This is a genomic window from Stenotrophomonas sp. Sm10 (genome assembly GCF_030985515.1).
GTDB classification, from domain to species: Bacteria; Pseudomonadota; Gammaproteobacteria; order Xanthomonadales; family Xanthomonadaceae; genus Stenotrophomonas; species Stenotrophomonas hibiscicola.
The window spans coordinates 1-25,622 of record NZ_JAPTFO010000063.1 but is presented as its reverse complement, the minus strand read 5'-3'; the positions used below and the strand labels follow the sequence as shown (position 1 = coordinate 25,622).

The following is a 25,622-nucleotide window of genomic DNA, read 5'->3' as shown; positions in this document are numbered from 1 at the left end:
TCCGCAGATATCATGTTGACGGTCCCTCCACCCTGGCTCCTACATACCGCGTAGGAGCCGGGAGGAACATACAAGCCCATGCTCGGCTGCTTCTGGCCTTTGCGCGAAGAGCAGCCGAGCATGGGCTCGGCTCTACAAGGGCGTCGCGCCATGCGTGGATGCCACCTGTGCGGACTACACCATCCCGCCATTGGCGCGCAGCACCTGGCCGTTGATCCACCCGCCATCGGCACCAACCAGGAACGCCACCGCACCGGCGATGTCCTCCGGCGTACCCAGCCGCTCCAGGGGGTTCATCTTCGCCAACCGCTCGATCAGCTCGGGCGATTTCCCATCCAGGAACAGATCGGTGGCGGTCGGGCCCGGCGCCACGGCGTTCACGGTGATGTTGCGCCCGCGCAGCTCCTTGCTGAGGATCGCGCCCATGGTCTCCACCGCCGACTTGCTGGCCGCATACACGCTGTAGTTCTCCAGCCGGGTCCCGACCACGCTGGTGGACAGCGTGACGATGCGCCCGCCGTCGCGCACCCGTCGCGCGCTTTCGCGCAGCACGTTGAAGGCGCCCTTGAGGTTGATGCCGATCACCCGCTCGAACAGGGCGTCGTCGGTGTCGGCGAGCGGCGCCAGCTGCAATACGCCGGCGCTGTTGACCACCACGTCGATGCCGCCGAAACGGGCCTCGATGGCGTTGAACAGCTGGTAGACCGCCTGCGGATCGGCCACGTCGGCCTGCAGCGCGATGGCCTGCGCGCCGGCTGCGTTGAGTTCGGCCGCCAAGGCTTCGGCGTCGTCGCAGCGGCCCGCATAGTTGATCGCGACCGCGTGGCCATCGGCGGCCAGGCGGCGGGAGATGGCCGCGCCGATGCCACGGGAGCCGCCGGTGACCAGAGCGACAGAGCGGGCGGGGGAGAGGGTCATGGTGGCTTCCACGGGGCGCGCCGGAGCGGCGCAGGGCTATGTTCGCGCCATCGCACGTTCGGATAATCCTGCATAATCCGCCTACATCATCCGGATAGCCGAACAATGGACCGCTTTACGGCCATGCGCGCCTTCGTCCGTATCGTCGAGCGCCGTAGCTTCACCCGGGCCTCCGAGGACCTCGGCCTGCCGCGGGCCACGGTGACCGACGCGATCAAGGCGCTGGAACAGCGGCTGGGCGTGCGCCTGCTGCACAGGACCACGCGGCTGGTGGTGCCGACGTTGGAAGGCGAGGCCTTCTATGGCCGTTGCCTGCGCCTGATCGCCGACATGGACGATGCCGAGGCCGCCTTCCGTGACGCGCCGCCGCGCGGCCCCTTGCGCATTGAAGTGCACGGCACGCTGGGCCGGCACCTGCTGTTTCCGCAGCTGCCGGACTTCCTGCAGCGCTACCCGGAGATCGAACTGGACGTCAGCGAAGGCGACCGCTATGTCGACCTGCTGCGCGAAGGCGTGGATGCAGCGTTGCGGGTGGGGACGCTGGCCGATAGCGATCTGGCGGCGCGCCGGTTGACGATGCTGCGCGAGGTGACGGTGGCCTCGCCAAGCTATTTGCAGGTCAGGGGCGCGCCGGGCAGCATCGATGCCCTGCAGGACGGCCACCAGATGGTCGGCTATCGCTCCAGCGCCACCGGCCAGCTGATTCCGCTGGAGTTCCAGCAGGGCGGGCAGGTACGCTACGTGCCGCTGCCGGCGCGGGTGCGTGTGTCCGGTGCGGATGCGTTCCTCGGCGCCGCGCTGGCGGGCCTGGGCATCATCCAGGCTCCGCGCTACCGGATGGACCCGTATATCGCGCGCGGGCAGCTGGTGGAGCTGTTGCCGGACGCGCCGCCGACCCCAAGCCCGTTGAGCCTGGTCTACCCGCGCAACCGCACGCCGTCGCCGCGCTTGCGGGTGTTCATCGACTGGGTGGCCGGCATCACAGCGCGTGCAGCGGCCCCTGCATGCGATGGAAACTGCCATCGGTGGCGGTGAACCAGGCCAGCGAATGCCCGCACGCGAAGTCATCGACATGCACGACCGTAGCGCCATCGGCTTCCTGCCACGAAATGGCATAGACCCCGTCGCTGATCTGCTGCCACTCGCAGGCGGCTTCACCCTGCGCACCGGCATAGGCGCCGGAGACGATGGCGTACTGCACGTGGCGGCCATCGGCGCTGTAGACATTGTCGGCGGCCAGGCCGTCATAGCGGACGCGGAAGCGGCGGCCGGCGAACACGGGAAGGTCAGCGGCGGTGTTCATCGGATCGCCACCGGGTTGATGTTCACCTGGGTCGAGCCGACATACAGCGGTTGGCCGAGCACGAACAGGAATTCCCAGGCCTTGTCGCGCACCAGGGCACGGCTGTCGATCAGCTCCAGGTTGTAGATGCCGCGCTTGGCCAGCATGTACTGGTTGACCGGAAATTCCTCGGCACCGTCCGGGTTCGGGTAGACCTCCGAGGCCCAGGTGTCGCCACCGAAGGCGACGATGCCCTGGTCGGCCAGCCACTTCGCCGCCTCCATGCCGATGCCCGGTTCCACTTCCAGGAACTGTTTGTCGTCCTTGCCGATCAGTTCCAGCCAGCCGGTGTTGAACAGCACCACGTCGCCCTTGCGCAGGCTCAGGCCCTGCTTCTTCAGCACGGCCTGGATGTCTGCCACGGTGAACTCGGTGCCACCGGGCACGATCGCCTTGCCGTAGTACGCGGTCATGTCCAGCACGACGCCGCGGGTGACCATTGGCGGCACCTTCTCGACGCCGAGCTTGCGCACACCGTCCACGGTGACGAAGTCGGCGGCCTTGTTGCCGTTGTAGTAGACGTTGTCGATGCCGATATGGCCGATACCGTTGAGCTGGGTGCCAACGCCGGTCCAGGCGTTCACCAGTTCATCGTTGAAGGTGAACCTGTTGGGGCCCAGCGATTTGCCGGCCTGCTGGCCGACCTGAACGTTGTACAGGCGGAAGCTGCGGTGGCGGAACGCGGGCAGGTTCTTGTCCACCGGCACCGCCAGCGGATAGGTCTTGCCGGTCCTGACCAGCGAGACCGCGTGCTTGACCACGTCGGCGGTCAGCAGGTTGGCCGCGCCGATCTCGTCGTCGGCGCCGTAGGCGGAGGGATACCAGTCCTCGGCGGTGGCCTGGAAGGACAGCGGCAGGGTGGCCAGCGCAAGCGCGGCCAGGGTCTTCATCTTCATGGCAAAGCTCCGGTAACTGTCAGACCGTCGCGGCGGCGCGGGCATGGGCCGGGAAGTGCGGCAGCACGTACTCGGCGATTTCGTGGAAGGTTTCGGCCAACGGCCGTTCGTTGCGGCGGAACTGCAGGCCGATGTGGTCGACACCGGCTGCCTGCATGGCGTGCAGCTCGGCCAAAAGGGCGTTGCGGCCGCCACGCAGGCCGAAGCGCCAGCGCTGCAAGGGGGCATCAGCATCGGCCACCAGGTCCAGGTGGATGAAGCTGGCATACGGCTTGTTGCCGGCCACGGCGCGCCAGGCCGCCACGCGCTGCGCATGGTCCTGTGGCGTGCCCGGGTAGGCCAGGCAGCCATCCATGTGCTGGCCGATCCACGCCGGTTGCTGCTGGGCCAGGCCGGCCACGAACAGCGGCAGGGCCGGGCCATCCGCGGGCAGCACGTCCAGGCCCTGCGGCAGGTGCGCGGCGGCGCCTTCGCGCAGCAGTGCGATGTGCTCGCGGAAGCGGTTGCCACGGCTGTCGAAGTCGCGGCCGAACAGCGGGTACTCCACCGGGCGGTCGCCACTGGCTACGCCCAGCAGCAGGCGGTCTCCGCTCAGCCGCTGCACGCTGCGCGCTGACTTCAGGGTCAGCAACGGCTCGCGGATCGGCAGCACCACCGCACCGGTACCCAGCAGGATGTGCTCGGTGATGCCGGACAGGTAGCCGAGGTAACTGAACACCTCGAATACCTGCGCCGCATCGCCGAAGGCCGGGTCGTACACGGGCACGTCGCGTACCCACAGCGCACGGAAGCCGAGGCGGTCGGCTAGCCGTGCCAGTTCCGCATGGCGCTGCAGGTCCGGTTCGCCGGGCAGGCGTCGCGCGGCGCGTCGTGCCTGTTCGCCCAGCGGCGTCCAGTCATTGTCCAGCGGTGCTTCGACGCCGATGCTGAAGCCACCGGCCTGCAGCCGCGTCAACGCACTACCCATGGCGAGGCTCCTCAGTCCCAGGCCGGGGCCAGGCCCGGCGGATCGACTTCGCGGCCGTTGCGGTCAAGCGCGGCGATCGCGGCCATGTCATCGGCATCCAGGTGCAGGTCCTGGGCGAGCAGGTTGCTGGCCAGGTTCTCGCGCTTGGTCGAGGACGGGATGACCGAGTAACCCCGCTGCAGGGCCCACGCCAGCGCGACCTGGGCCACGGTGGCCTGGTGCTTGTCGGCGATGGCGGCCAGCACCGGGTCCTTCAGCACCTTGCCGTAGGCCAGGGTCATGTAGGAGGTGACGGTGATGCCTTGTTCCTGCAGGAAGGCAGTCAGTGCCGGGTTCTGCAGGTAGGGGCTCAGTTCGATCTGGTTGGTGGCGATCTCGCCGGCGCCGACCACCTCGATGGCCTGCCGGGTCAGTTCGATGTTGAAGTTGGACACACCGATCTGACGGGTCAGGCCCAGCGATTTGGCTTCGGCCAGCGCGGTCATGTACTCGCGCAGTTCAACGCCATTGCCCGGCGCCGGCCAGTGGATCAGCAGCAGGTCGACGTACCCGGTGCGCAGCTTGGCCAGGCTGTCGCGCAGGCTCGGGATCAGCTTGTCGGCGGCGTAGTTGTCCACCCAGATCTTGGTGGCCAGAAACAGCTGGTCGCGTGGCACGCCGGATTCGGCGATGGCCTGGCCGACCTCGGCTTCGTTGCCATAGATCTGCGCGGTATCGATCGCACGGTAGCCGACCTCAAGGGCGTTGCGCACCGAGTCGATGACGGTCTGGCCGGTCAGGCGGAAGGTGCCGACGCCAAAGGAAGGAAGGCTCATGATGGACTCCAGGGACTTCGTTGAGAGCCGGTGGGCTCGGGACAGGGCGAAGTGTGGGCGCTTTACATTTGTTGATTAAGCTGTGTATACGGGAAACGCTTTTGCGCCGAGGTAAAAAATGAAAACCACCCTGGATGAGCTGAAGGCCTTCGTGGCCGTGGTCGACAGTGGTTCGATCACGGCGGCGGCCGAGGCGCTGGAGCTGACCATCTCCGCCACCAGCCGCACCCTGGCGCGGCTGGAAGACAAGCTGCAGACCACGCTGCTGCGGCGGACCACGCGGCGGCTGGAGCTGACCGAGGAAGGCGCGGCGTTCCTGGAGTACGCGCGCACGATCCTGGCCACGGTGGACGAGGCCGAGGAACAGATGGCCGCGCGGCGGCTGCAGCCGGTCGGGCGCCTGCGCGTGGACGCCGCCACGCCGTTCATGCTGCATGTGATCGTGCCGTTGCTGGAGGGCTTCCGCGAGCGCTACCCGCAGGTCGAGCTGGAGCTGAATTCCAACGAGGGCATCACCGACCTGATCGAGAAGCGCACCGACGTGGCGTTCCGCATCGGTGTGTTGCGCGACTCGACCCTGCATGCGCGGCCGATCGGCCACAGCCGCATCCGCGTGGTGGCCAGTCCCGAGTACCTGCGCCGCCGCGGCACGCCAACGCGCGTGGAGCAGTTGCGCGAGCACGACCTGCTGGGCTTCACCCAGCCCAGTTCGTTGAACGAATGGCCGCTGCACGATGCCGATGGTGGGCCTTTCGTGATCGCGCCGGCGATCGCTTCATCCAGTGGCGAGACACTGCGGCAGATGGCGGTGGCCGGCCTGGGCATCGCCTGCCTTTCCGACTTCCTGACCCGCCAGGACCGGCGTGACAGCCGCCTGGTGCAGTTGTTCGCCAAGCAGACGCAGGAGGTGCGGCAGCCGATCAATGCGGTGTACTACCGCAACACCGCGCTGGCCGCGCGCATCACGTGTTTCGTCGACCACGTGACGCAGACGCTCGGCCAGCGTCCGTTTGACGAATAAGGTGGGGTAGAGCCGGCCGCTGGCCGGCTGCCGGAAGTGCATCAGTAGATCCACGCCCTGCGTGGATGGTGTTTTTCCGTCCGGCCAGCGGCCGGCACTATCGTTTGCGCAGCGCCCGCCGGTTGCCGATGTGAGCGAACGCCAGCAGCGCGCCACCACTGGCTGTCGCTACGCCATGCCAGAGCAGCGATTCCTTCAGCGGCAGATACAGAGAGGCCGACAGCAGCAGGATGGCGCCGGCGCAGGCCAGCCGCAGGGGCTGCCAGCGCCCGTGCCGGTGCACCCCGGCCGAGGTGCTCGCCAAGGCCAGCGAGGAGGCCAGCAGCGCGAACAGCCACTCCCAGCGCGACATCATCAGCAGCAATGTCATCGCGCCATGGCCGGGATGCTGGAACGAGCGCAGCGCCATCATCGCTGCCGGCACGAAGGCCAGCAGCAGGGGCTGGGCGATGCAGTGGGCGGCGCAGGCCAGGGACAGCCAGGCACCGGCAAGATCGAAGCGGGGGTGCCAGCGTGCCGAAGTTGGCGGCTGGGCCAGGGCCCTTGCGGGCGTCGTGGGGATATGGTCCATAATGTTACATAGTAACAATTGGAGACTCCCCCATGAAGCTTCCTGCTGTTCTATTCCTGCTGCTGGCTGCCAGCGCCGCACAGGCCCATGACATCCGCCAGCACGCGCCGCACGTGCATGGCCAGGCAACAGTGGATGTTGCGCTTGACCAGCAAACCCTGGAATTCGCCCTTCAGGCCCCCGGCATCGGCATCCTCAATTACGAGCGGCCGCCGGCCAATGCAGCCGAGCGGGCCGCGCTGGCACGGGCGACGTCATTGCTGAAGGGCGGCAACTGGGTCACCTTGCCCACCGCTGCAGAGTGCCGTCTGGCCACCGGTAAAGCCGATGCAGAGGGTTTCGACGCGACGGCCGCCGCGCCGCCGCCGGGACAGCACCGGCACGCAGGTTTCAGCGCGACGCTGCAGTACCACTGTGCCAAACCTGCCGAGCTGCGGGCGATCGTCGTGCGCTTGCCCGCGCTGTTCCCGGGCCTGCACGAAGTCATCGTCAACAGCGCAACCGCCAATGGCCAGAACCGCAGTGTGCTGACGCCCGACAACCTGCGCGTGGTGCTGGCACCGTGAGCGCGGCACCGGTGATCTCGCTGGAAGACGTGCAGTTCGGCTACGGCACGCGGCTGGTGCTGGACATCCCGCGGTTGTGGGTCGAGCAGGGCAGCAGCGTGTTGCTGCGCGGCATCAGCGGTGGCGGCAAAAGCACCCTGCTGGGCCTGCTGGCGGGCGTGCTGCTGCCCGGCAAGGGCCGTGTCGAGGTGGCCGGCCACGCACTGCAGGACATGGGGGGTGCGGCGCGGGATCGTTTCCGTGCCGACCAGTTGGGCGTGATCTTCCAGCAGTTCAATCTGCTGCCGTTCCTCACCGTGCGCGACAACATCGCGCTGGGCCTGCGCTTCTCGCGCCTGCGCAGCGCACGCATCAGCGGGCCGCTGGATGCCGAGATCGCCCGCCTGCTGCAGGCCCTGCAGCTCAATCCTGAGCTGATGCAGTGGCGGGCGGGTACGCTCAGTGTTGGCCAGCAACAACGCGTGGCGGCAGCGCGCGCCCTGATCGGCCGTTCGACGTTGCTGCTGGCCGATGAGCCCACCTCGGCGCTCGACCGCGAAGCGGCGACCGCCTTCCTGCAGCTGATGTCCGCGCAGTGCCAGGCGGCCGGCACCACGGTGCTGGTGGTCAGCCATGACGACAGCCTGCAGCCGTTGTTCGACCGCACCATTTCACTGTCCGAGATCAACCAGGCAGGTGCCGGCCATGCTTGAGCTTGCCTGGGCCAGCCTGCGCAGCCGCGCGTTGAGCGTGGGCCTGACCGTGCTGGTCATCACCCTCAGCGTGGTGCTGCTGCTGGGCGTCGAGCGTGTACGCACGCAGGCGCACGAGGGGTTTGCCAGCACCGTATCGGGCACCGATCTGATCGTCGGTGCGCGTTCGGGACCGGTGAACCTGCTGCTGTATTCGGTGTTCCATATCGGCGACCCGACCAACAACGTGTCCTGGCAGTCCTACCAGGAGCTGTCCGCATTGCCGCAGGTGAAGTGGTCGGTGCCGTTGTCGCTGGGCGATTCCTGGCACGGCTACCGGGTAGTGGGTACCACTGGCGGCTACTTTGAACACTATCGTTATGGTTCCGGCCACGCGCTGGCCTTTGCACAGGGGCGGCCCTTCGATGATCTGTATGACGCGGTGATCGGCGCGGAGGTGGCTCGCGCGCAGCAGGTCGGCCTCGGCGACGAGATCGTGCTGGCGCACGGCACCGGCGCGGTCACGCTGGCCACGCATGCCGACAAGCCGTTCCGCGTTGCCGGCATCCTGCAGCGCACCGGCACGCCGGTGGATTCGTCGCTGCTGGTCTCGCTGCCGGCCATCGAGGCGATCCATGTTGACTGGCGATCGGGCGTGCAGCTGCGCAGCCAGAGCGTCAGCGCCGAGCAGGCGCGCCACCTGGACCTGACCCCGACCAGCATCACCGCCTTCATGCTCGGCCTGAACTCGCGCATCTCCACGTTCTCGGTACAGCGCAGGATCAACGAGCATCCGGACGAGGCGATGCTGGCGATCCTGCCCGGCGTGACCCTGCAGCAGCTGTGGCAGTCGCTGGGCACCGCCGAGCGAGCCCTGCAGCTGATCAGTGCAATGGTGGTGCTGCTGGGCATGGTCTCGCTGGTGGCGCTGCTGGTCTCCACCCTGCAGGAGCGGCGGCGCGAGATGGCCATCCTGCGTGCCACCGGTGCGCGACCGGGCTACATCGCTGGCCTGCTCGTGGTGGAGGCGGTGGCGACCAGTGCGGTGGCCTGCGTGCTGGCCCTGTCGCTGCTGGTGGTCGCCAGCATTGCCGGGCGCGGCTGGGTACTGGCCACCTTCGGTCTGTCGATCACCCATGTCTGGCCGGATGGCCGTGAACTGGCATGGGCTGCGGGCGTGCTGCTGATCAGCGCCGTAGCCGGGCTGGTGCCGGCGTTGCTCGCTTACCGGCGCACCTTGGCCGATGGCCTTTCACCGGGAGGCTGAGCATGCGATGGATGCGGGTAGTGGCAATGGTGCTGGCGCTGGCCGCCTGTGAGCGGCCGGTGGATACCGGCGTACAGGCCTTGCCACCCTCGCCGGTCGTCGACCGCGATGACCCTGCAGGCGCTGTGGAGCAGGAGCTGGACTGGTTGCAGATGATGCCCAAGGACGAGCTGGCCGCGCTGGAGCGGGGCGAGGGCCCGGAGGTCGAGCACAACGGCAACCGGCGCATGCCGCAGTTCGGTACCTTCCGCACGGTGGACACGGTCCTGCAGCGGCCGGTGCGCCTGCCGGGTTACGTGGTGCCACTGGCCAACGCGCAGGACGGGCGGCTGACCGAATTCCTGTTCGTGCCGTACTACGGCGCCTGCATTCACGTGCCACCACCGCCACCGAACCAGATCGTGCACGTAGTGCTGCCGCGCCCGATCGAGATGCCGGACATGTACTCACCGTTCTTCCTGGCAGGCACCCTGCGCGCCGAACGGTTGGATGACGATCTGGCCGGTTCGGCCTACACCATGCGTGACGCACAGCTGAGGCCCTATGAACCGTAGTCACCTGTTGCTGGCGGTGGGATGCCTGTGGTTGGCAGGCTGTACGGCGCCGGGCGGCGATGCCGTGGTGGTCACGCCGCAGGACAAGCCGGCGCCCTCCGCCACGGCCGAAGCCCCCATCGACCGTTGGGACGCGTTGCGACCCGACGAAGTGACCTACCAGCGCCCACCCCCGCAGATCGGCCTGTCACGCAATGGCATGGAGGGCGTGGGTGGCCTGATCGACGACACCGGCTCGGGCACGCCACCGGGGCTGGAGATCGACCATTCCAGCCCGGACCGGGCCAAGCAGTTCGGCTCCTCGCGCGTGGTCGACGCTGTCGACGGTCGCGCGGTGGATCTGGATGGCTACGTGGTGCCGCTCGGCACCAACGATGCCGGCCTGGTCGATGAACTGCTGTTCGTGCCGTTCTACGGCGCGTGTATCCATGTGCCGCCGCCGCCGCCCAACCAGATCATCCACGTGACCCTGGCGACACCGATCGCGCTGGGCGATCTGTGGGATCCGTACCGGCTTGCCGGCCGCCTGCAGGTGAAGCGTTTCGACGCGGACATCGCCAGCGCGTCCTACGATGCCGCGGCAGCCACGCTGACGGCGATCCGCAACTGATGCGCAGGCGATGGCTCATGGCTACCGCGGTGCTGCTGGGCGCGGTGGTGCTGCTGGTGTGGTGGCAGCGGCAGCGCGCCCCCATCGCGCCACCGGCGGTCGCGTTTCCGGCGCCTTCTTCCGACGCCAGCCAACGCATCGAACAGCGCCTGGGTGATGACCCCGCGTTTCGCAACGACGTGCTGTTCCTGCTCGCGGCAACATTGCGCGACCGCTGCCAGCCGGCGCAGGCGGGGCTGCTGGCGCGCATGGCCAATCGTGCATCGCTGCCGGTGCTGGCGGCAGTCAGCGCGGTGACCCAGCAGGACCCATCGCTGGACCGGCCGATCTACCAGTACATTCAGCACCGCGCCGATGCGACGCCGTGCGGGCAGCCGCTGCAGATGCCGTTGGCCGGTGGGCGCAGCATGGCGGTGGATATCGAACAGTACGCGCGCACGTTCCCGGACAGCTACTTCGAGCCGCAGCGCAGCAGCGAGCCGCGGGATTTCGGTGGACTGCCGTTGCAGCAGCGTGCCGGCAATGCCTGCAACAGCGTGGTGTATTCGGTGCTGCCGCTGGGTGGCGCCGACTGGCGGTGCAGCAGCCTGCGCGCGAATGCCCGTGCGCGGGTGCGCGGCCTGTGCGAGGACGAACTGCGGCGCCAGCACGGTGGCATCGGCGGCGAGCTGGACGCCGCCGTGGGGCAGGGCATGCAGAGCGCGGTGGTGTCGGCGGTTGCCGCGCTGCCCGAAGACTGCCGGTGAGCGTCTACCCGCAGTGCCAGGCCACCCCTGGCCCGCTTCAGTAGAGCCAGGCCATGCCCGGCTGGCGGCGCAGTCGAGCAAGCCCGCCTCTACAAAAGCTGAATCGGTGGGCTTTGAAGGTCATAACTATACAGGACATCCGGTATAGTTATGACCGTACTCCACCCCACCAGGTTCTCCCATGGCTTTGTCCCAGCCCCTGGCCGGTGCTCCGGCCCTGTCGCGTGCCCGTCGCTGGGCACTGCTGTTCACCGTCGCCGCCGGCCTGCTGCTGGTCACGCTCGACAACTCCGTGCTCTACACCGCACTGCCCACGCTGACCGAAGAACTCTCGGCCAGTGCCGGCCAGGCGCTGTGGATCATCAACGCCTATCCGCTGGTGATGGCCGGTCTGCTGCTGGGTGCGGGTACGCTGGGCGACCGCATCGGTCACCGGTGCATGTTCCTGATCGGCCTGGTGGTGTTCGGCGTCGCCTCGCTGGCAGCGGCGTTCGCTGACTCCGCAACGCAGCTGATTGCCGCGCGTGCATTCCTGGCGATCGGTGCCGCAGCGATGATGCCGGCCACGTTGGCGTTGATCGGACTGAGCTTCCACGAAGAACGCGAACGCAACATCGCCATCGCGATCTGGGGTTCGGTCGCCATTGTCGGTGCGGCGCTCGGCCCGATCATTGGCGGCTGGCTGCTGCAGCACTTCTGGTGGGGCTCGGTGTTCCTGATCAACGTGCCGGTGGTGGTGGTCGCGTTCGTGGCCACGCTGCTGCTGGCGCCGGAAGGACGGCGCGACACCTCGCGGCCATGGGACCTGGTGTCGTCAGTGCTGGCATTGGCTGCACTGTCCGGCCTGGTGCTGGCGATCAAGTCGCTGATCGCCACGCCGCCCTCATATGCGCTGGGCGCAGGCGCGCTGGTGTTGGCCGTCATCAGCGGTGCGGCGTTCGCGCGCCGCCAGCAGCAGCTGCCGTACCCGCTGCTGGACTTTGCGATCTTCCGTAATCCGGCGTTCCTGGCCGGCACGCTGTCGGCGGTGTTCACCCTGTTCGCGATGGCCGGCCTGCAGTTGGTCACCACGCAGCGCTTCCAGCTGGTGGCAGGTTTCACGCCGCTGCAGGCGGGCCTGCTGGTGTCGGTGGCGGCACTGGGCAGCCTGCCCAGTGCGCTGCTCGGCGGCAGCATCCTGCACCGGGTTGGCCTGCGCCCGCTGATCTGTGGTGGCCTGGCCGGAGGTGCGCTGGGCGTCGGCGTGGTGGCGTTCGGTTTCCCGCACGGCCTTGGTTGGGTGGTGGCTGGCATGGCCATCACCGGCTTCGGTATGGGTTCGGCCATCTCGGTGGCGTCCACCGCCATCCTCAACAACGTGCCGGCGCACCGTGCGGGCATGGCCTCGTCGGTGGAAGAAGTGTCCTATGAGTTCGGTGGCCTGCTGGCGGTGGCGATGCTGGGCAGCCTGAGTGCCGCAATGTACAGCGCGTTCCTGCCGGTCTCGGCCGATATGCCCGCGCTTGCCCGCGAGGGTTTCACCCAGGCGCTGCATGCCGCGCGCGAGAGCGGGCAGGGCGAGTGGTTCGCACTGGCTGCGGCCGCGTATGACCGTGGCTACCAGATCGTGCTGCTGGTGATCACGGCGGTGCTGGCGCTGGGTGCGGCGATCATCGCGCGCCTGCTGCGCGGCCGCGTCGGCAGCCGCGAGGCCGCGGCCGATCGCGTAAAATGAAGCGATGAGAACCAGCAAGCGCGATCGCATCCTCGACGCCGCCGTCAACGTGATCAATCGTGACGGCGTGCGCGCGGTGACCTTCGAGTCGGTGGCGGCCGAGGCCAAGCTGACCCGCGGCGGCCTGCTGTACCACTTCCCGTCGCGCGAGGCGCTGCTGCGCGGCATCGACGAGCACCTGGTGCAGGCCTGGGAGACGTCGATGGAAGCATTGCTGGGCAAGACCGCCGAGCAGGCCACTGCGTTGGAGCGTTACCAGACCTTCGTGCGCGTGTCTGCCCAGAGCGCCACCCGTGCCGAGCTGATGTTCATGCTCGAATCGGCCGACCCGGACGGCGAAGAGCGCCCGTGGGGACCGGCGGTGCGTCGCTGGGCACCGCTGCCGCCGGAGGCGGGTACAGCGGAAGACAGCGCAGCGCTCGACAATTTCGTGGCGCGGCTGGCCGCCGATGGCCTGTGGATCTACGAGGCGATGTACCAGGGCCAGCTGGATGCAGGCGTGCGCGCCCGTGTTGCCGAGCGCATCGCCGGGCTGTTGGCGAAGTCTGACGGATCACCGCACTTGTAGAGTCGATTGTCAGTCGACTGCTCTTCGCTCAGACAACGAAACCCCGCGCTTCGCGCGATAGTCGACTGACAGTCGACTCTACCGCTCGCGCGTCTGCCCAGCCTGCGCGGCGCTCGCGGCCAGCCACGCCCTCGGCGATACCCCCAATCGCTTGCGGAACGCCTTCGACAGCGAGGCGGTATCGGCAAACCCCACCTCGATCGCCACCTGCTTGACCGCCACGCCTGCCCGCAGCTGCGCGCAGGCCAGGCTCAGCCGCCAGTCCAGCAGGTAGCTGGCTGGCGTTGCCTGCATCACGTCCTTGAACACGGCCGCGAACGCGCTGCGCGACATGCCGGCGGTCGCGGCCATGCGCGGCAGCGTCCATTCGTCCTGCGGTGCCTGGTGCATCGCCACCAGCGTGCGTGCCAGCCGCGCATCGGACAGCCCCCGCATCAACCCGTGGCTGACGCCGGCTGCATCCGGGTGGTCGACCACCCAGCGCAGGATCTGGATCAGCGCCACCTCGAACAGGCGGTTGGTCAGCAGCCGTGACCCGCAGCGCTGGCGATCGGCTTCGGCGAACAGCAGCTGCAGGGTGTCATCCAGTTCGGTGATCGCGGCCAGCGGCACCACCATCACCGGTGGCAGCGACTGCACGATCGGATTGCGCGAGCCACCATCGAAATCCAGCGTGGCACAGGTGAAATCCGGGCCGTCCAGCGGAGCGTTGAAGAACACATGGTGCAGCGGCTGCGGATACAGCAGGAGGCTGGGTGTATCGATCTTCAACCGGGGCAGCGTGCTATCGCCCCCAGGATGACGGACTTCCATCTCACCCTGGCGCAGGATGTGCAGGAACGCACGACCGGGCTGCGGCTCGAAGACATGCTGCCCGCACAGCGGGCCACTGTGGAACAGGGCCGCCTGCACCCGGAAGCGTTCCAGCAGAGAGGAGAGTCGATCTGGCGCAGGGGTGGCGGCGCGCATGCTCATGGACGTATGGACAACATATGTAGCGAATTGAGGATGTTGCGTCCAGGGAGTCTACCTAGGATGAGCGGGTCGTCCAATCCCGGGCGCTTTCCCAAGGAGATCCACCATGTCCCGTGTCCCCCTGATCGATGCCGCCAACACCACCGCCGACCGCCAGGCCCTGCTGGGCCAGGTCCACGCTGCCTTCGGCGCCACCCCGGCCATGTTCCGCGCCGTGGCCAACTCGCCGGCTGCCCTGGAGAGCATGTGGGGTTCGTTCGGCGCGCTGGGCGGCGGTCGCCTGTCGCCGCTGCTGGGCGAGCAGATCGCCGTGGCCATCGCCAACCGAAACGCCTGCGAGTACTGCCTGGCCGCGCACACGGCATTGGGCCGCAAGGCCGGCGCCAGCAGCGAGCAGATGGCTGCCGCGCAGATCGGCCAGTCCAGCGACCCGGCCACTGCGGCGGCGCTCGACTTCGCGTTGAAGGTGGTCGAGCAGCGTGCGCAGATCGCCGACGGCGACGTGCAGGCGCTGCGCGCGGCTGGCTTCGATGATGAGCAGGTCGTCGAGATCCTCGCGCATGTGGCGCTCAACCTGTTCACCAACTACGTCAACGTGGCGTTCGACGTGCCGGTGGACTTCCCGAAGGTCGCGCTGCGCTGAGGTGTACCGGGCCGGGGGACGCAGTGCTCCCGGCCATCCTCAGCGGGCGTGGCCGTCGTGCGCCTGCAGCCGCTCCGGATGGGTATACACATTGAACCCGCTTTCCCGCGCGAACCCGACCAGGCACAGGCCGGCGCTGCGGGCCAGATCGATCGCCAGCGCGGTCGGCGCGGACACCGCCGCCAGCACGCTGGCGCCGGCGCGCACTGCCTTGCTGACCATCTCGTAGCTGGCCCGGCTGGAAATCACCAGCAGGCCGCCTTCGATGGCGTGTTCGTTGTGGTGCAGGGCACCGATCAGCTTGTCCAGTGCATTGTGGCGGCCCACGTCCTCGCGTACCCAGCCGATGCGCCCACTGGCGTCGGCCCAGGCCGCGGCGTGGATCGAGCCGCTTGCCGCATTCATCGGCTGGTGCTGCGCCAGGCTGGCCAACGCCCGCTGCAGGGCGGTGGCGGAATAGCTGCGGCGCTCGCGGATATGCGGCAGTGGGCGCAGCACTTCTTCCAGCTGGCGCGTGCCGCACAGGCCACAGCCACCACGGCCGGGCAGCAGGCGCCCCTTGTCGGGGTCGAGGTTTGCGCCGGGCGCAGCCTCGTCCACGGTCATCTGCAGCTCGACGCCTTCCAGCTGTGGGTGGATATCGATCGACAGCAGCTGCGAGGGCGCGCTGATCAGGCCTTCGCTGAGCGAAAATCCGAGTGCGAAGTCCTCCAGATCACAGGGTGTGGCCATCATCACGGCAAAGGCGGCATCGTTGTAGCGCAGGGCCACCGGCACTTCCTCGGCCACCACGTCGACCTGCTGCTGTTGCGTGCCGCCGCGCCAGCGCTGCAACGGGCGTTGGGCGGTGCCGGCAGGCGGGGTGTGCGGCGGGATCGAATCAGGCATGCAGCGCGTCCGGACAAGGGAGAAACGCGGGCGGGCCACCGCCTGCGGTTTCGAGGATAGCGCAGTGGTCGCGCGCAGACGCGGCTGTAACCGTTGCCATGGCAGGTTGTGCTGAAAACAGCCTGTGCCCTCTGGCGAAGCGCCGCGGGCCGTGCTTGACTTTGCGGCTGGTCGTGCCACTGAATGCACCGCCGGACCGCGTTGTGCCGTTCGTTGCTGCGTTCCTTCCGCCAGGTTCCCGAACATGTCCGAGCAGAAACCGCCGCGCTACAAGCCCTACAACCAGCCGGCCGGAGGCTGGGGTGCCGCTGGTGCCACCGCCAAGGTGCTGCTGCAGCAGAGTGTGATCGGCAAGGGGTCGAAGGCGCTGCTGGCGATGAACCAGCCCGGTGGCTTCAAGTGCCCCAGCTGTGCGTTCCCCGATGCCGACGAACGCAGGAAGCTGGAGTTCTGCGAGAACGGCGCGAAGGCACTGGCCTGGGAAGCCACGCAGTTCCGTGCCGGTCGTGAGCTGTTCGCCCGGCACACCGTGACCGAGCTGATGGCGCAGACCGACTACTGGCTGGAGATGCAGGGGCGGCTGACAGAGCCGATGCGCTACGACGCTGCGACCGATCACTATGTGCCGTGCAGCTGGGACGATGCCTTCGCACTGATCGGCCGTCACCTGCGGGCACTGGACAGTCCTCACCAGGCCGAGTTCTACACCTCCGGGCGCACGCCCAACGAAGCGGCGTTCCTGTATTCGATCTTCGTGCGCGAGTTCGGCACCAATAATTTCCCGGACTGCTCGAACATGTGCCACGAGCCGACCAGCCGCGGGCTGCCGCCGGCCATCGGGGTGGGCAAGGGCACCATCGTGCTGCAGGATTTCGATCACGCCGAGGCCATCTTCGTGATTGGCCAGAACACCGGCACCAATTCGCCGCGGATGATGAGCAACCTGGTGGAGGCACGCAAACGCGGCATTCCGATCGTGGCGGTCAACCCGATGCCCGAGCGCGCGCTGATCCGCTTCGCAGAGCCGCAGGACGTGGTGCAGATGGCCACGTTCGGTTCGACAGAGATCAGCAGCGAGTTCGTGCACATCCGCATCGGCGGCGACCTGGCCCTGATCAAGGGCATGATGAAGGTGATGTTCGAGCGCGAGGCGCAGGGTGAGCGTGTGCTCGACCATGCATTCCTCGCCGAACACACGGTGGGCCTGGTGGCGCTGCGCGACGACGTGATGGCGCAGGACTGGGATCAGATCGTACAGGTGTCCGGCATTTCGCAGGCGCAGATCCGTCGCTGTGCGGAGATCTACATCCGCTCCAATGCCACCGTGATCTGCTACGGCATGGGGCTGACCCAGCACCAGTACGGCTCGCGCCTGCTGCAGCAGGTCGCCAACCTGCTGTTGCTGCGTGGCAACTTCGGCAAGCCCGGTGCTGGCATCGGGCCGATCCGGGGCCATTCCAATGTGCAGGGCGACCGCACTGTCGGCATCGATGAAAAGCCGAAGCCGGCCTACCTGGACCGCGTGCAGCAGGTATTCGGCTTCGATCCGCCGCGCGAGCATGGCCATCACGTGGTCGAGTCGATCGAGGCGATGCTGGATGGCAGTGCCAAGGTGTTCATCGGCCTGGGTGGCAACTTCATTCATGCGGTGCCTGATACACCGCGCGCGTACGAGGCAATGCGCGGCTTGGACCTGACCGTGGGCATCGCTACCAAGCTCAACCGTGGGCATCTTGTTCATGGCCGCGATGCGCTGATCCTGCCGGTGGTGGCGCGCTCGGAGCGCATCCTCACGCCGGCCGGCGAGCAGTTCATCACCATTGAAGACGCGATGTCCAATGTGACCGCCTCGCGGGGCGTACTCGAGCCGGTCAGCCCCGATGTATTGCCCGAGGTCGAGATCGTCTGTCGCATGGCGATGGCCACGCTGCCACGCAGCAGGGTCGACTGGGCAGGCTGCATGCACGACTACGCACACATCCGTGAGTTGATCGCGGCCGTGTACCCGGAGATCTACACCGGCTTCAACCAGCGCATCCAGCAGACGCACGGCTTCCATCTGGATATCCCGCCGCGTCGCCGCGTCTGGCCCACGCCCAATGGCAAGGCCAACATCCTGGTGATGCCTGGCCTGGACGTGGATGATCCGGTTCACGACCCCGACATGCTGCGGCTGGCCACCGTGCGCTCGCACGATCAGTACAACACCACCATCTACAGCTATAACGATCGCTATCGCGGCGTGTACAACGATCGCATGGTGCTGTTCATGAACATCGAGGACCGGCTGGCGCGCGGGCTGCGGAAGGAGGCGCTGGTCAGCTTGGAGACGATCAGCAGTGATGGCGTGCAGCGACGCATCGAAGGCTTGACCGTGCTCGATTACCCGATGCCGCGCGGCGCGCTGGCCGGCTACTACCCCGAACTGAACCCGTTGCTGCCGCTGGATTACCACGACCGGATCAGCGGCACCCCCGCAGCCAAGTCGATCCCGGTGCGGATGCGGGCGATGCCGGCGGTCACCTAGCAGTGGATCAATCCAGTCCTATGGGCTTCCGGCATGTGGATTGGGTTCATCCAGCGCAAAGGAGCAACGGAAATAGTTGGCGGTATCCCGCCAGGCGCCAACGATCGGTTCCTGGATCTGCGCCAGCAGTTCACGGGCCTTGACGGGATCGTTGGCCTGGCAGGCGAAGTACGCGAATGATTGCAGGTTCCATGGCGAGGGATAACGTGACAGCACGTCTTCGAAGCCGCGTTTCATGGTCGGCCAGTTCACTTTCGACTCGGTGAACAAACGGTCCTCGTACTCCCGCTGCGAGGCGACCCAGTAGATACGGGCGTACAGCATGTATTGGTCCTGCGGTGGGGCCGCAGCCATGACCCTGCGTGCATAGGCTTCCAGGCCAGCCGGATCGCCGCCCCACTTCGGAGCGAAATAGCGCACGGCAGCAAAGTAGAGCGGGAAGTAGCCCGGATAGCGCGCGATGCCTTCGTCATGCAATGCGAAGAAGCGGTCTGCATCCCAACTCTGTTCGATTGCCCGGTGTTCCATCGACTCGTACCAGTACGGGTCCGTGCTGGCGATGTCCTTGTACTTCAGCAGGTAGTCAACGGCCTGCTGCTGCAGCGCCTTGAACGGTGCCCAGTCCTCTTCCTTCACCGTATTTGCATAGCCGGGGCCGCGGATGCTCCAGCCTTGGCGGCTGAGCATCTCAGCCATGGCCAGGCGCGCCGACGGCGACCTGGGGTAGCGCGAGATCCATGCCTGCACGAGTTTCTCGCGACCCTGCCAGTAGGCCGGGTCACGGTTGCTCATGCTGAAGGCATAGCCGATGCCAACGTAGTACGCCGAGAGCTTCCAGACACCGCTGCTGAAGTAGCGATCCGTATCCCGGTAACGACTGGCGAGTTGCTCCAGTCTGGCGAAATCCTGCTTCTCCAGCAGTTGCTTTGCTTGCCGGGAGACTTCGGCGCGTTCGCTTGCTTCATCTTCACCGGATGCACCGGCGTGGGCGATGGTCGCGCAATACAACAACAGCATCACAAGCAGTGTTCGCATGAATCCATTCATGGGAGAAACTCCGTGTCAGGGACAGGGGCATGGCAAGGCAGTGGGCCACGATCGCCATCTCGCCATAGCAGGGGCCGTCGCGCAAGTCGGCAGCGTGGCTGCCAGGCGGGCGTGGGTGCTGCCACCCCATGCTGTGCAGTTGTGCATCGGCTATCATCGGCGGGTGAACCTGCCTGGCCTCATACTGCGATGGATGCTGCTTGTTGCCCTGGTGCTGAATGCACCGGCGCTGGCGCTCGCCGCGTCTTCCTACAGCGGTCCGGCCAGCCAGGACCATTGCGTGGCACCGCACTCGGCCGGGATAGCTTCGGCGGGGTGTTGCGATGATGCAGGTCCGGCGGCTTGCCAGAGTGGCCAGTGCGAATGCCCGCCGGCGTGCTTGGGCATGTTGGCAACGCTGAACGGGACACCAGCCTCCCTTTGGCGCGGGGCGCCCGCTCCAGCCATTAGCCAGCAACGCGCGCCCCCGTTGATGCCGGATCCGTTGCGTCCCCCCATCGCGTGAATTCCCGCAGGCCTCAAGCGCCTGCCATGACTGTTCGACTTTCTCTCGACGCTACCTGCGCCTTCAATGCGTGGGTGGCGGGCCGCTTTGCCCGCCTCTGCAAAGGAATCACTCAATGAACCGTACTCTTTCCCTCGGCCTGCTGCTGGGCACCGTGCTGGCCACGACCGCCTGCGCTCGTGCCGCCGAAGAATCCTCCGCGGCACCGGTCGCCAGCGAAGCACCGGCACCGGCCCAGGCCAGCCCGGCCAAGATCGATCCAGCCTTGCCGGTCGCCATCGTGCACAAGACCGCCAGCTGCGGCTGCTGCGGCATCTGGGTCGACCACCTGAAGGCCGCCGGCTTCCAGGTCGATGTGCGCGACACCGATGACATGAATCCAATCAAGGTCCGCCTGGGCGTGCCGGTCGGCAAGGCCTCTTGCCATACCGCCGAGATCGGCGGTTACGTGGTCGAGGGTCACATCCCGGCCGAGGACATCAAGCGCCTGCTGGCCGAACGCCCGGCCGCGCGCGGGCTGGTGCTGCCCGGCATGCCAGCCGGTTCGCCGGGCATGGAAATGCCGGACGGCTACGTGCAGCCGTACACCGTCGAGCTGGTGCGCACCGACGGCAGCACCGAGCCGTTTGCCGAGCACGGTCAGGGCGGCTGATGGACGGAGGGTGCCGGTCGTCCTGACCGGCACTCTCCGACGCGTCTTGTGTAGAGCCGAGCCTATGCTCGGCTGTGTTTGGCCGGCAAGCTGAGCATGGGCTCGGCTCTACAGGATCAGCGTGCCGTGGCCGTTTCCTTGGCCAACTGCGCGTCGAACTTCTTCTCGGCCGCATCCGCGTAGGCTTTGCAGCTCAGTACGTTCTCGCTGGCGTTGCTGCCAGCAGCATAGTTCCAGTTGCTGGCGCCCGGATGCGGAGTCAGCAACAGGTCGCAGGGCAGGCCGCGCACCATGGCGAAGCTGCGTCGGTAGTCCTGGACCAGGCGGGGATAGCGGGCGTTGCCCTGGAGCTGGTAGCCCGGCGCGCTCAGACTGTCGGCATAGGCGATGCGCACCGGCTTGCCATCGCGGGTATCGGTCCAGGTCCAGGCAGTGCTGCCCGGGGTGTGTCCCGGCATGAAGTGCGCGGTGAACGCGATGCCGCCCACGTTGACCACCTCGCCATCCATGATGATGCGGTCGGGGCTGACCGGCGGAAAGGTGATGCTGTCGCCAAAGTGCAGGTCGTTGCTGCCACCGCGCGCCAGCAGCACCGCCGTTTCTGCATTGGCCGCCACATGCGCGCCGGTGCGACGCTTGAGCTCGGCGACCGGGCCGGCGTGGTCGGCGTGCGCATGGCTGAGCAGGATCAATCGCAGGTCCTGCGGGGCCACGTCGCGCAGCTTCATGTTGTCCAGCAGGTGACCGGCCATCTGCGGCATGCCGCCGTCAAGCAGCACCGCACCGTCGGCGGTCTGCACCAGTAGCGCGGTCAGATCCTCGGTGCCGATCTGCCAGGTGTGGTCGGCAATCTGCAGCGGTGCCATCGGCTGCAGCCATGAACTGTCCACCGTGTAGGCCCGGAGCTGGGGCAGCGGTTCGTCGGCGGCAGTGACATCAAAGGCAAGCGTGGCAGCCAGGGCGAGGGTAGTCAGGCAGAGGCGCATGGCAGAAAGGTGTCTGGACTGGGGCCGATGAAGCTAGCACGCGGGCCGCGCCGGCCGTTTCGCGAATAATTCATGGCTGCCATAAGCTCCGCCGCAGTCGATGCAGGGATTGTTCGCTTGCTGTGGATTGTGAATCCATCTCCACAGGCTGGAGCGCAGAATCGGCCGGGGCTAGCCTGCTTTCAGGCTCAAGGAGGTGGACCATGCATGTGCTCATGGTGATGCTGGGTGGCGTGCTCCTGCTAGGGGTGTTCCTGCTGTTTGGCCGCCTCTGGAGCGTGGGCACCTCGCAGCTGCCCACGGCGCTGATCGCCTTCATCGCCACCTGGCTGCTGGTGGCCGTGGCCAACATGTGGGTGGGGGTCAGCAGGGCCGGTTACGCAGTACGCGAAGAGCTGCCGATCCTGCTGCTGGTGTTCGCCGTGCCGGCGCTGCTGGCCGGTTTCGTGTACTGGCGCCTGGCGCGCTGAAGGAGTTGCATGAGTACCCGACTGCGCCTGCCCGCGCTGCGCCACCGCGATGGCCATCATGCCCGCGTGACCTACGAAGAACTGTTCTTCGACCTGGTCTACGTGTTCGCGGTCACCCAGCTCAGCCACCATCTGCTGCATCACCTGGACCTGGCCGGCGTGCTGCAGACCCTGGTGCTGTGGTTCGCGGTCTGGCTCGGCTGGCAATACGCGTGCTGGGTCAGCAACTGGTTCGACCCGGAGGCGCCGCGCATCCGGGGCCTGATGTTCGCCACCATGCTGCTGGCGTTGTTGATGTCCTCGTCCATTCCCGAGGCATTCGCCGATCGTGCGTGGATCTTCGCCGGGGCGTACGCCACGATGCAGGTCGGACGCACCGCGTTCGTGTTGCTGGAGGTCGGCCGTAACCATCCGTTGGCGCCGAACTTCCGCCGCATGCTGGCCTGGGTCAGCGTGTCGGCCTGCTTCTGGCTGGCCGGCGCGGCGGCCGAGGGCCACCTGCGGCTGGCACTGTGGGCGATGGCGGTGGCCTGCGAATACATCTCGCCGATGTTTGGCTTCGCGTTCCCGGGCATGGGTCGTTCGCACACTCGCGACTGGACCATTGAGGGGGGGCACCTGGCCGAACGCTGCCAGCTGTTCGTCATCGTCGCACTGGGTGAGACGTTGCTGGCCACCGGGGGTGTGCTCAGCGACGTCGAGCACTGGGACCTTGAAGTGGTATCGGCGGTGCTGGCCACCTTCGCCGGCACGATTGCCATGTGGTGGCTGTACTTCGGCATCTCCAGCCACGATGCCACAGAGGCCATCACCCACGCGGAAGACCCCGGACGGATGGGGGCAACTTCCATTATGTGCATGCATTGCTGATCGCCGGCATCATCGCCACCGCGGTGGGCAACGACCTGGTGATGGATCACCCGGAAGCGGCGGTGACGCCGTTATATGCAGCGGTGCTGGCCGCCGGGCCGTTGATCTACCTGCTTGGCAGCGCCCTTTACAAGCGCGTTGTGTACGGGCGCGCCCCGTATTCGCATCTGTTCGGTGCCATGGCGCTGGTCGTGTTGGGCGTGGTCTTGCCGCACAGCCATCTGCTGGCCGCCGGTTGGCTGACCAGTGCGGTGCTGCTGGCCGTGGGGTTGATGGATACGCGGTTGAAGCGTCGCCTGCAGCGGGCGTGATCCGTTGCGTCAGCAAAGCGCTCCAGCCGCCATCGAGCGCAAGCGCTGAGCAGTCGATTGACACTCGACTTCAGCACCGCTGCACAAGAAGTGCTGGCAGGCTAGGCCAGCGCGGCGGCCATCGCTGCAAGCTTGCCCACCGTGTTCATGTTGCGGGCAGTGCCTTGCTGGGCATAGGGCATCCGCAGGCGCGAGCCGGCCATGCCGTCTCCGTAATGGATGAAGATCTCGCGCGTGCCGAGTGCGAGCTGTTCGTCGCGCAGGCCGGTCACGCCGTCGAGCGGATCGGCGGGCGGGCTGCCGTCGAGGAACAGGGCGACCACACGGTTGCCGGCCGCCTGCGGAAATGGATTGCGCGCCACCACGCCGGCGATCTCGTTGGCCGAGCGCACCAGCACGCCCACCGGCTTGCCAGCATAGACCTTGAGCCGCTCGCCGAGGGCCTGGCGCACGCCCGCCTCGTCGAGCGAGCTGCGGAACACCACGTTGCCGCTGGCGATGTAGGTGCGGACATCGGCGAAGCCTGCGTCCTCGCACATCGCTACCAGTTCGCGCATCGGCAGCTTGCCGGTGCCGCCGACGTTGACCGCGCGCAGCAAGGCGACGTAGGCGTTCATGGCGTCCCCGCCTGCAGGCGGTCGTACATGCGTACCAGGTCAACCAGGGTGCGCGCGCCCATCTTGCGCATCACCTGCGCACGACGCACCTTGACCGTGATCTCGCTGACCCCGAGGTCAGCGGCGATCTGCTTGTTGAGGCGGCCGCGCACCACGCCATCGACCACCTCGCGCTCGCCCGCGCTCAATGAATCCCAGCGCTGCTGCAGGGCGCCCAGTACGTCGCCGTCGCGGCGGCGCTGGCGGTCGATCTCGATGCCCCTGTGGATGGCATCGAGCAGCTCCTGGTCACGGAAGGGCTTGGTCAGGAATTCGATGGCGCCGTCCTTGATTGCGTTGACACCCATGGCGATGTCGCCGTGGCCGGTGATGAACACCACCGGCAGCCGCAACCCATGGTTGCCCATCGTGCGGTGGAATTCCAGGCCGCTCTGGCCGGGCATGCGCACGTCCAGCACCAGGCAGGCCGGTGCGTCTACCAGGTCGTGTTCAAGGAACGCCTGGGTGGATGCAAAGGCGTGCACCCGCAAGCCCATCGATGCCAGCAGGTCTTCCAGCGCCGCGCGCACCGACGGATCGTCGTCGACCACATACACGATGGGTGCCGGATCGACGGCAGGGGTAGCGGGCCTACGCATGTTGGGCATCCGTGACGATGGGCAGGTCGAACACGAAGCAGGCACCGCCGCCTGCCGGCCGTTCGGCGCGGATCTGGCCGTCGTTGGCTTCGATCATCGAACGGCTCAGGCTGAGGCCCAGGCCCAGCCCGTGTGACTTGGTGGTCCAGAACGCATCGAAGACGCGTTCGGGATGGTCGGCGGGCAGGCCGACGCCACGGTCGCGTACGCTGAGGCTGACACGCTGGCCGTCGCGCCGGGTCAGCAGCGACAGACGCCGGTCGCCTGCGGGTATGGCTTCCATTGCATCCACTGCATTGAGGATCAGGTTGCCGATCACCTGCTGCACCTGCACGCGGTCGGCGTGTACCTGTGGCAGGTCGGGGTCCAGCAGCAGGGCCACGGCCACGCCATGCCGGTTCAGTTCGCTGCGCGACAGCGCCAGCATTTCCTCCACCGCCTGGTTCAGGTCGAAGGCGCGTCGTTCCGGTGCCGCGCCCTGGGTCAGACCGCGGATGCGGGCGATCACGTCACCGGCGCGGTGCGCGTCGGCGAGGATGCGGGCCACGGTCTGCCGGGCCTTGTCCACGTTCGGCGGGTCCTGCGCCAGCCAGCGCTGGCAGGCTTCGGCGCTGCTGGCGATTGCGGCCAGTGGCTGGTTGACTTCATGGGCGATGGAGGTGGTGAGCTCGCCTACGGTGGACGCGCGTGCCACCCGCAGCAGGCGGCCCTGCGCTTCCTGCACTGCGGCCTTGGCCGCTTCCATGTTCAGAGCGAGATAGGTGGTGATGCCGATCACCAGCATGCCGATCACCGAGTTGACCAGGCCGATGCGGTAGGTGCCGAAGCGGGTCAGGAAGAAGCTCAGCCCGGTCAGCGCGATGCAGGTAATGGCCAGGGTGATCAACCCGCGTGCGCCCATCACGCGCGATGCGGCCAGGATGACCGCCGCGTAGAAGCAGGCAGCGGCAACCGCGTAATCGGTGACGGTGTCGATCAGGAAGATCGCCGCCATCACGACGATCAGGGCCAGCAGCACCAGTGGGCGGCGGGGCGACAGCGATGGCATCGGGACGGCTCCCTGGCGTGGGCGGAAAGGATAGCAAAGCCGGTATTGGTGGATGCCCACCTTGGTCGGCGTGCTCCGGCGCGGTGGGTGCCGGCTCCTGGTAGGTGCCGACCGTTGGTCGGCACAGCAATTGAATGGCGGGGGCGATGAGGGTTTGTGCCGACCAACGGTCGGCACCCACCAAAGCGCTGCACGGTGCGTCCGGGGATCATGGGGTTT

General features: G+C 67.2%; 27 protein-coding genes and 1 pseudogene. 15 read left to right on the top strand and 13 right to left on the bottom strand.

The features are described 5' to 3' along the window. Positions 1-174 precede the first annotated feature (174 nt). On the bottom strand, positions 175-918 hold the full coding sequence (locus tag O0J15_RS15940) for an SDR family oxidoreductase (protein WP_164143823.1): 744 nt from the start codon (positions 916-918) through the stop codon (positions 175-177). A gap of 105 nt (positions 919-1,023) precedes the next feature. On the opposite strand from O0J15_RS15940, the gene O0J15_RS15935 reads away from it, so the two are divergent. Then, positions 1,024-1,953: a LysR family transcriptional regulator gene (locus tag O0J15_RS15935; protein ID WP_197574952.1), complete on the top strand. Its 930-nt coding sequence runs from the start codon at positions 1,024-1,026 to the stop codon at positions 1,951-1,953. Here the strand turns inward: O0J15_RS15935 and O0J15_RS15930 are convergent. The 4 genes from O0J15_RS15930 to dkgB are packed head-to-tail and all read right to left on the bottom strand — an operon-like array spanning position 1,898 to position 4,938. Beyond that, positions 1,898-2,221: an adenylate cyclase gene (locus O0J15_RS15930; RefSeq protein WP_111104673.1), complete on the bottom strand. Its 324-nt coding sequence runs from the start codon at positions 2,219-2,221 to the stop codon at positions 1,898-1,900. The genes O0J15_RS15935 and O0J15_RS15930 overlap by 56 nt on opposite strands. Beyond that, positions 2,218-3,156: a cyclase family protein gene (locus O0J15_RS15925; RefSeq protein ID WP_111104676.1), complete on the bottom strand. Its 939-nt coding sequence runs from the start codon at positions 3,154-3,156 to the stop codon at positions 2,218-2,220. The genes O0J15_RS15930 and O0J15_RS15925 overlap by 4 nt, the downstream gene beginning before the upstream one ends. Positions 3,157-3,175: 19 nt before the next feature. Continuing rightward, on the bottom strand, positions 3,176-4,123 hold the full coding sequence (locus O0J15_RS15920; protein ID WP_308305929.1) for a TIGR03571 family LLM class oxidoreductase: 948 nt from the start codon (positions 4,121-4,123) through the stop codon (positions 3,176-3,178). 11 nt (positions 4,124-4,134) lie between these two features. Continuing rightward, entirely contained in the window at positions 4,135-4,938 is an 804-nt protein-coding gene (dkgB, locus tag O0J15_RS15915) for a 2,5-didehydrogluconate reductase DkgB (protein ID WP_164143822.1), read from the bottom strand. A gap of 118 nt (positions 4,939-5,056) precedes the next feature. On the opposite strand from dkgB, the gene O0J15_RS15910 reads away from it, so the two are divergent. Further along, on the top strand, positions 5,057-5,959 hold the full coding sequence (locus O0J15_RS15910; RefSeq protein WP_164143821.1) for a LysR substrate-binding domain-containing protein: 903 nt from the start codon (positions 5,057-5,059) through the stop codon (positions 5,957-5,959). A gap of 97 nt (positions 5,960-6,056) precedes the next feature. Here the strand turns inward: O0J15_RS15910 and O0J15_RS15905 are convergent, their stop codons facing one another. Then, the gene (locus O0J15_RS15905; RefSeq protein ID WP_308305928.1) at positions 6,057-6,530 is read right to left on the bottom strand and encodes a MerC domain-containing protein; all 474 of its coding nucleotides are present in this window, start codon (positions 6,528-6,530) and stop codon (positions 6,057-6,059) included. A 32-nt stretch (positions 6,531-6,562) separates the two neighbouring features. On the opposite strand from O0J15_RS15905, the gene O0J15_RS15900 reads away from it, so the two are divergent. The 8 genes from O0J15_RS15900 to O0J15_RS15865 all read left to right on the top strand — a co-directional run bounded on the left by O0J15_RS15900 (position 6,563) and on the right by O0J15_RS15865 (position 13,226). Further along, on the top strand, positions 6,563-7,096 hold the full coding sequence (locus O0J15_RS15900) for a DUF2796 domain-containing protein (RefSeq protein WP_308305927.1): 534 nt from the start codon (positions 6,563-6,565) through the stop codon (positions 7,094-7,096). Continuing rightward, the gene (locus O0J15_RS15895; RefSeq protein ID WP_308305926.1) at positions 7,093-7,788 is read left to right on the top strand and encodes an ATP-binding cassette domain-containing protein; all 696 of its coding nucleotides are present in this window, start codon (positions 7,093-7,095) and stop codon (positions 7,786-7,788) included. Before O0J15_RS15900 ends, O0J15_RS15895 begins: the two co-directional genes overlap by 4 nt. Next, positions 7,781-9,034, top strand: a complete 1,254-nt coding sequence (locus O0J15_RS15890; protein WP_308305925.1) for an ABC transporter permease — start codon at positions 7,781-7,783, stop codon at positions 9,032-9,034. The genes O0J15_RS15895 and O0J15_RS15890 overlap by 8 nt, the downstream gene beginning before the upstream one ends. Positions 9,035-9,036: 2 nt before the next feature. Then, positions 9,037-9,588, top strand: a complete 552-nt coding sequence (locus O0J15_RS15885; protein WP_043396119.1) for a DUF3299 domain-containing protein — start codon at positions 9,037-9,039, stop codon at positions 9,586-9,588. Then, positions 9,578-10,198, top strand: a complete 621-nt coding sequence (locus O0J15_RS15880; protein ID WP_155029624.1) for a DUF3299 domain-containing protein — start codon at positions 9,578-9,580, stop codon at positions 10,196-10,198. Before O0J15_RS15885 ends, O0J15_RS15880 begins: the two co-directional genes overlap by 11 nt. Then, positions 10,198-10,944, top strand: coding sequence for a hypothetical protein (locus tag O0J15_RS15875; RefSeq protein WP_164143817.1), 747 nt, complete (start codon positions 10,198-10,200; stop codon positions 10,942-10,944). Before O0J15_RS15880 ends, O0J15_RS15875 begins: the two co-directional genes overlap by 1 nt. A gap of 181 nt (positions 10,945-11,125) precedes the next feature. Next, the gene (locus O0J15_RS15870; protein ID WP_164143816.1) at positions 11,126-12,658 is read left to right on the top strand and encodes an MFS transporter; all 1,533 of its coding nucleotides are present in this window, start codon (positions 11,126-11,128) and stop codon (positions 12,656-12,658) included. Positions 12,659-12,662: 4 nt separating this feature from the next. Continuing rightward, positions 12,663-13,226 (top strand): TetR/AcrR family transcriptional regulator, encoded by a 564-nt coding sequence (locus O0J15_RS15865; protein ID WP_308305924.1) that lies wholly within the window; start codon positions 12,663-12,665, stop codon positions 13,224-13,226. A 78-nt stretch (positions 13,227-13,304) separates the two neighbouring features. On the opposite strand, the gene O0J15_RS15860 is transcribed toward O0J15_RS15865, so the two are convergent. Then, a complete protein-coding gene (locus O0J15_RS15860; protein WP_308305923.1) occupies positions 13,305-14,201 on the bottom strand; it encodes an AraC family transcriptional regulator in 897 nt (298 codons plus the stop codon). A gap of 106 nt (positions 14,202-14,307) precedes the next feature. On the opposite strand from O0J15_RS15860, the gene O0J15_RS15855 reads away from it, so the two are divergent. Next, positions 14,308-14,844 carry a peroxidase-related enzyme gene (locus O0J15_RS15855; RefSeq protein ID WP_164143814.1) on the top strand — a complete coding sequence of 179 codons (537 nt, stop codon included), beginning with the start codon at positions 14,308-14,310 and terminating at the stop codon, positions 14,842-14,844. A 39-nt stretch (positions 14,845-14,883) separates the two neighbouring features. On the opposite strand, the gene fdhD is transcribed toward O0J15_RS15855, so the two are convergent. After that, positions 14,884-15,732 carry a formate dehydrogenase accessory sulfurtransferase FdhD gene (gene fdhD / locus O0J15_RS15850; protein WP_164143813.1) on the bottom strand — a complete coding sequence of 283 codons (849 nt, stop codon included), beginning with the start codon at positions 15,730-15,732 and terminating at the stop codon, positions 14,884-14,886. 244 nt (positions 15,733-15,976) lie between these two features. Here fdhD and O0J15_RS15845 point away from each other — a divergent pair, with 244 nt between their 5' ends. Next, complete coding sequence (locus O0J15_RS15845) at positions 15,977-18,259, top strand: FdhF/YdeP family oxidoreductase (RefSeq protein ID WP_164143812.1); 2,283 nt, start codon at positions 15,977-15,979, stop codon at positions 18,257-18,259. Positions 18,260-18,277: 18 nt separating this feature from the next. Here O0J15_RS15845 and O0J15_RS15840 read toward each other — a convergent pair whose 3' ends face one another. Continuing rightward, positions 18,278-19,294 (bottom strand): DUF4034 domain-containing protein, encoded by a 1,017-nt coding sequence (locus O0J15_RS15840; protein WP_239502410.1) that lies wholly within the window; start codon positions 19,292-19,294, stop codon positions 18,278-18,280. 632 nt (positions 19,295-19,926) lie between these two features. Here O0J15_RS15840 and O0J15_RS15835 point away from each other — a divergent pair. After that, on the top strand, positions 19,927-20,463 hold the full coding sequence (locus O0J15_RS15835; protein WP_164143810.1) for a DUF411 domain-containing protein: 537 nt from the start codon (positions 19,927-19,929) through the stop codon (positions 20,461-20,463). A 116-nt stretch (positions 20,464-20,579) separates the two neighbouring features. Here O0J15_RS15835 and blaL1 read toward each other — a convergent pair whose 3' ends face one another. Beyond that, positions 20,580-21,449, bottom strand: a complete 870-nt coding sequence (gene blaL1, locus O0J15_RS15830; protein ID WP_019659811.1) for a L1 family subclass B3 metallo-beta-lactamase — start codon at positions 21,447-21,449, stop codon at positions 20,580-20,582. 203 nt (positions 21,450-21,652) lie between these two features. Between blaL1 and O0J15_RS15825 the strand changes: the two genes are divergently transcribed. Both O0J15_RS15825 and O0J15_RS15820 read left to right on the top strand, forming a co-directional pair. After that, on the top strand, positions 21,653-21,919 hold the full coding sequence (locus O0J15_RS15825) for a hypothetical protein (RefSeq protein ID WP_164143809.1): 267 nt from the start codon (positions 21,653-21,655) through the stop codon (positions 21,917-21,919). Between the two features lie 102 nt (positions 21,920-22,021). Beyond that, positions 22,022-23,100, top strand: a pseudogene (locus tag O0J15_RS15820) (low temperature requirement protein A). A gap of 101 nt (positions 23,101-23,201) precedes the next feature. On the opposite strand, the gene O0J15_RS15815 reads toward O0J15_RS15820, so the two are convergent. The 3 genes from O0J15_RS15815 to O0J15_RS15805 are packed head-to-tail and all read right to left on the bottom strand — an operon-like array spanning position 23,202 to position 25,403. Then, positions 23,202-23,717, bottom strand: a complete 516-nt coding sequence (locus O0J15_RS15815; RefSeq protein ID WP_134729121.1) for a DUF1697 domain-containing protein — start codon at positions 23,715-23,717, stop codon at positions 23,202-23,204. After that, positions 23,714-24,355 (bottom strand): response regulator transcription factor, encoded by a 642-nt coding sequence (locus tag O0J15_RS15810; protein WP_021202327.1) that lies wholly within the window; start codon positions 24,353-24,355, stop codon positions 23,714-23,716. The genes O0J15_RS15815 and O0J15_RS15810 overlap by 4 nt, the downstream gene beginning before the upstream one ends. Continuing rightward, positions 24,348-25,403, bottom strand: a complete 1,056-nt coding sequence (locus O0J15_RS15805; RefSeq protein ID WP_134729123.1) for a sensor histidine kinase — start codon at positions 25,401-25,403, stop codon at positions 24,348-24,350. The genes O0J15_RS15810 and O0J15_RS15805 overlap by 8 nt, the downstream gene beginning before the upstream one ends. Positions 25,404-25,622: the final 219 nt, after the last annotated feature.